Source organism: Candidatus Thioglobus sp., from assembly GCF_028599055.1.
GTDB lineage: Bacteria > Pseudomonadota > Gammaproteobacteria > PS1 > Pseudothioglobaceae > Thioglobus_A.
The window spans coordinates 1-4,514 of sequence record NZ_JAQRMS010000096.1; the positions used below are offsets into that span (position 1 = coordinate 1).

The 4,514-nt window shown below is 36.8% G+C and carries 10 protein-coding genes; 6 read left to right on the forward strand and 4 right to left on the reverse strand.

The window, feature by feature from the left end; all coding sequences use genetic code 11:
* The coding region (locus tag PSN35_RS06160; protein ID WP_300030949.1) for a hypothetical protein at nucleotides 1–97 on the forward strand (97 nt) is incomplete at its 5' end.
* Nucleotides 98–220: 123 nt separating this feature from the next.
* Here PSN35_RS06160 and PSN35_RS06165 read toward each other — a convergent pair.
* A complete protein-coding gene (locus PSN35_RS06165; protein WP_300030922.1) occupies nucleotides 221–829 on the reverse strand; it encodes a hypothetical protein in 609 nt (202 codons plus the stop codon).
* Between the two features lie 20 nt (nucleotides 830–849).
* Nucleotides 850–1,326: a thermonuclease family protein gene (locus PSN35_RS06170; RefSeq protein ID WP_300030925.1), complete on the reverse strand. Its 477-nt coding sequence runs from the start codon at nucleotides 1,324–1,326 to the stop codon at nucleotides 850–852.
* A gap of 56 nt (nucleotides 1,327–1,382) precedes the next feature.
* Here PSN35_RS06170 and hisI point away from each other — a divergent pair, with 56 nt between their 5' ends.
* Genes hisI through tatC form a run of 5 tightly spaced genes read left to right on the forward strand, consistent with a single transcriptional unit; the run spans nucleotide 1,383 to nucleotide 3,496 of the window.
* Nucleotides 1,383–1,763: a phosphoribosyl-AMP cyclohydrolase gene (gene hisI, locus PSN35_RS06175; RefSeq protein WP_300030928.1), complete on the forward strand. Its 381-nt coding sequence runs from the start codon at nucleotides 1,383–1,385 to the stop codon at nucleotides 1,761–1,763.
* Nucleotides 1,756–2,073, forward strand: a complete 318-nt coding sequence (locus PSN35_RS06180; protein WP_300030931.1) for a phosphoribosyl-ATP diphosphatase — start codon at nucleotides 1,756–1,758, stop codon at nucleotides 2,071–2,073. The genes hisI and PSN35_RS06180 overlap by 8 nt, the downstream gene beginning before the upstream one ends.
* A gap of 17 nt (nucleotides 2,074–2,090) precedes the next feature.
* Complete coding sequence (tatA, locus tag PSN35_RS06185; protein ID WP_300030934.1) at nucleotides 2,091–2,300, forward strand: twin-arginine translocase TatA/TatE family subunit; 210 nt, start codon at nucleotides 2,091–2,093, stop codon at nucleotides 2,298–2,300.
* 3 nt (nucleotides 2,301–2,303) lie between these two features.
* Nucleotides 2,304–2,588 carry a Sec-independent protein translocase protein TatB gene (tatB, locus tag PSN35_RS06190; RefSeq protein WP_300030937.1) on the forward strand — a complete coding sequence of 95 codons (285 nt, stop codon included), beginning with the start codon at nucleotides 2,304–2,306 and terminating at the stop codon, nucleotides 2,586–2,588.
* Nucleotides 2,585–3,496: a twin-arginine translocase subunit TatC gene (gene tatC / locus PSN35_RS06195; protein WP_367183400.1), complete on the forward strand. Its 912-nt coding sequence runs from the start codon at nucleotides 2,585–2,587 to the stop codon at nucleotides 3,494–3,496. The genes tatB and tatC overlap by 4 nt, the downstream gene beginning before the upstream one ends.
* A gap of 8 nt (nucleotides 3,497–3,504) precedes the next feature.
* On the opposite strand, the gene PSN35_RS06200 is transcribed toward tatC, so the two are convergent.
* Together PSN35_RS06200 and PSN35_RS06205 are read right to left on the reverse strand one after the other, a co-directional pair.
* Nucleotides 3,505–4,089 carry an ANTAR domain-containing response regulator gene (locus PSN35_RS06200; RefSeq protein ID WP_300030943.1) on the reverse strand — a complete coding sequence of 195 codons (585 nt, stop codon included), beginning with the start codon at nucleotides 4,087–4,089 and terminating at the stop codon, nucleotides 3,505–3,507.
* 24 nt (nucleotides 4,090–4,113) lie between these two features.
* On the reverse strand, nucleotides 4,114–4,514 hold a 401-nt coding region (locus PSN35_RS06205), incomplete at its 5' end, for a CBS domain-containing protein (protein WP_300030946.1).

Below are 4,514 nucleotides of genomic sequence, written 5' to 3' on the forward strand. Positions count from 1 at the left end.
TGCCGTGGCAATTAAAATGGGCGCCACTAAAAAACAGTTTGATGATACGGTGGCGATTCATCCATCCAGTGCAGAAGAGTTAGTCACACTACGTTAAGCTTCGTCTTTTTAGTTTTTTCTGTGTTATCCCCTACACTCACTTCAGTTGTTTAGAATTAAACTAAACACCTTTGTTTGTTTAGGGAATACCTTGAAAAGTTCTAAAAATACTTGCTTATATTTAATAAGCCAATTTTATCGCCTCATAAAATAAAAATAAAGCAAATAATATTAATAAGAGAAAGGATAGATAGGAAAAATTGCCTTTCAATAATTTTGTACCCATCTTCCCAAGAGCTACATAAAAGGTAAACATTAAACTTGATATGACCAACATTAGAAGTGCGAAAATCACAGAAGTCATCATTATTCCTAGCTCCAACTGAGTAGCAATGATTGCACCAGATGGAAACAATAGCCATATTTTTGGAGAAAGTGCCATTACTATTGCCAAATTTGAAAAATTTAGTTTTAAATTAATGTTGCTATTTTTACTGTTTATAACTTTGTAAGCTAAATATAAAATGTAAGCCCCGCCCAAAATATAAAACCAAAACCCAACATTGGCAAATACCTGCAACACCAACTCCACAAGTAACACACAAATAACAGCTTGTGAGAATTGAACGATTAGATTGACTGGCAAAAACACACTAAGAAAAAAATTCCAAACTTTTGCATTAGGCAGGTTTCTAGTGGCCTCCATAATAGAAACCCATACTGGGCCAGGGGTAATAAAAAAAACTACCCAAAATAAAATTATTTTATTGATGATTCCAATATCCATCATTCAGCAATATACACTAAAACTTAATGGCGGTTTAGTTTGCGCCATTTGTACGGTTCAATTGGCGGGGTGTGGTAGTTCCAAAATCCTAGCTGTTCAGCTTTGGCCAAATTTTCTGCCTGCTGGTAAGTATCTTTATAAGAAAACGCCATACCCGATTCAACCATTAATTCACCGATATTAACACCGCCCTTGTAAACACGAACCAGCACACGTTGATAATGATCAAGCCCTAACGGCTCAATGGTTAATTGACCGGGCAAACTACGCAACAATCGCTTTAAATGATTTTTAGCGATACGCCCGCAATCAACCATCTGTGCACTTGATTTTCTGCATTTTTGACCAAGCTCAGGTGTGTCAATACCAGCTATGCGCATTTGCAGACTAATACTATCACCGTCAACAACATAGAGAGAGTGCTCGCTATTTAATGAAAAACTTTCAAGGTTAGCCCAAGCGTTAAATGTAATAAAAAGGCTAAAAACAAATAATCTCATCTATTGTGATAGTGGCGGTAAAATTAATTCATTTTAGCTGAATAATAGCGCACACTATGGATGCATTGAAGCAGGTTAAATTTGATGATCAAGGGTTAATTCCAGCCATTGCACAAGATTATCAAACGGGTGAAATTTTAATGTTTGCCTGGATGAATCAAGAGGCGCTATCATTAACCATTGAAAAACAACAAGCTGTTTATTATTCGCGCTCTAGAAAAAAACTTTGGTTTAAAGGTGAAGAGTCTGGCCACAGCCAACTTATTAAAGAGATTTACAGCGACTGCGATCAAGATGTTATTTTGCTTAAAATTGAGCAAATTGGTGGCATTGCTTGTCACACTGGTCGCGCCTCTTGTTTTTTCCAAAAATTAGATAATGACAACTGGCTAACAACAGCCGATGTAATTAAAGACCCAAAGGATATTTATGAATGATATTATCAAACAACTAGAAAGTATTCTAGAAGATCGAAAAAATGCTAGTTCAGACAGCTCTTACGTATCCTCTTTATATCAAAAAGGCACCGATGAGATACTAAAAAAAATCGGCGAAGAGTCAGCAGAAGTCATTATGGCCGCTAAAGATGACGTTAAAGATAAAATTATTTACGAAGTAGCAGACTTATGGTTTCATACACTGGTATTACTACGCCACAAAGACATAGAAATAGCTAAAATAGAGCAAGAATTATCAAGACGCTTTGGCTTGTCAGGGTTAGAAGAAAAAGCCAATAGAAATAAATAAAAAACTAGGAGAGAATTATGATGCCAGGACCTTTTGAACTAATTATTATTTTAGTAATTGTATTACTATTATTTGGTGGCAAACGATTAAAAAACATTGGTGGTGACTTAGGTGGTGCTATTAAAGGCTTTAAAAAGTCAATGAAAGAAAGTGAAAACGATAAAATCGACAATAAAGATGACATTATCGATGTAAAAGCCGTAAAAGAAGAAGACAAGCAAAAATAAACCATGTTTGATGTTGGTTTTTGGGAGTTTGCCTTAATTGGCATTATTACTCTAATTATTGTCGGCCCTGAGCGCATGCCCAGTATTGCCAGAACTGCTGGCAAATACGTCGGCAAAGCCAAGCGCTTTATTGCCAAAATTCAAGATGATGTCAGTGATGAAATCGACATTGATCAATTTAAAAAACAAATGAATGATATGGATAAAGAATCCAATATCGTTGAAATCTTTGACGAAACCAAAGACGCTTTAAACGACATTAAGCACAACACTGATCAGAAAAAATGATGAATGCTAAAGAGATGACTTTCGTTCAACATCTGATTGAATTACGCGATATTCTATTACGCTCAGTTATTGCTATATTAGTTATCTTTATTGGCTTGTTTCCATTTGCCAATGAAGTATATAGTTTTATTGCTGCGCCCATTATTAACGTTTTGCCTCAGGGTAGCAATATTATTGCCATTGGTGTCATCTCACCCTTTTTAACGCCACTTAAAATGGCACTGATTATGGCGGTTTATCTTGCCATGCCGTATCTACTGTATCAAATTTGGAAATTTGTGGCGCCAGCACTCTATCAACACGAAAAACAAATGATTGTGCCTTTGGTGGTTTCGTCCACTATTTTGTTTTACGCCGGCCTGCTTTTTTCGTTTTATATTGTGTTCCCTGTTATTTTTGGCTTTTTATCCAGTATCGGCCCAAGTATTGTCGACTTCACGCCGGATATTCAATACTACTTAGATTTTGTACTAAAAGTTTCTTTTGCGTTTGGCGTAGCATTTGAAGTGCCTATTGCTACTATCTTACTTATTATGTTTGGCGCAACCACCATTGAAAAACTTAAAGCCAACCGTCCTTATGTTGTGATTGGTGCATTCATTTTAGGTATGTTACTAACACCACCAGATATTATTTCACAAACACTAATCGCCATCCCTATGTGGCTACTATTTGAGGTTGGACTGATTTTTGCGCCATTTTTTGTCCGCAAAGAGTCTGAGTCTGATTCACCTGATGACTCGCCATCTGCGCAACAATCAACGACCGAAGATCACTCAACAGACGATACTGAAGAGCAAGATTGGGATGATGACGAATTTGACGCTGAAATGGATAAGATCGAAGCAGAGTTCGAAAAAATGGATGAAGAATTTGAGGGTAATGCCTCTAAGAAAAAGCCTGAATAATTAGCAGTTTAATCTAACAATTCAAAGGCGTTAATAACACTCTCAGCCACATCCACAATACGTTTGTTTTTATCCATGGCCATTTTTCTTAATGACTGATAAGCCTCTTCTTCGTTGATAGATTTATGCGTCATCAACAACCCTTTCGCCTTTTCAACCGCTTTTCGCTCTGATAATTGGTTGCGCGTTGCATCTAACTCATCTTTAAGTGCTTGGAACTCTCTAAAACGTGCCATCGCTACATCAATAATAGGCTGCACACGATTTTCCTCTAGGCCATCCACAATATAGGCATTGACACCAGATTTAATCGCAGAACTAGCCATCTCAGAATTTGACTCTTCAGTAAACATAACAATTGGTTTGGGCTTAGAATTGTTAACATCGCTCAAATTGGCAAATACTTCTTCATCAGGAATATCGGCATTAACAATCACCACATCAGCATGAGTCATTTCATTACTGTCTTGTAGTTGAGCACTACTGGCCATACGACAAATAACCTCATGACCTTTATCTTGTAAAGCTCTGCGCAACATGGCAGAACGACCGGTATTCTCATCAACTAAGATGATTTTTAATGCTGTATTCATAAGAAAGGTATTTTAGCTTAAAGTTTAAGCTGTCATACATGATTTGAAAATAGCGCGGTGCACATCGCCAATACTAATAATGCCAACCAACTTGCCTTCTTGAGTCACTGGAATTCTTCGATATTTTCTTAACCACATGGTTGAGGCTGCTTTTAAACAAGGCATGTCTAAATCAATACTGTCTACACCGTCAGTCATGATATCGCTAATTTTAGCGTTCATAGTATCTTTGTAATTCGTTTCCATGTTTTCAAAATCAAAATGTGTGTCACTCATAATGTCTTCAAGTTTAGGAAACATATGCTGCAAAATGTCTTTTTCAGAAATAATACCAACCAAATTATTATCATCATCAACCACTGGGGCGCCACTAATATGCTCCATAATCATCATCAGCGCAATATCTTTAACTGGCTGATCAGGGG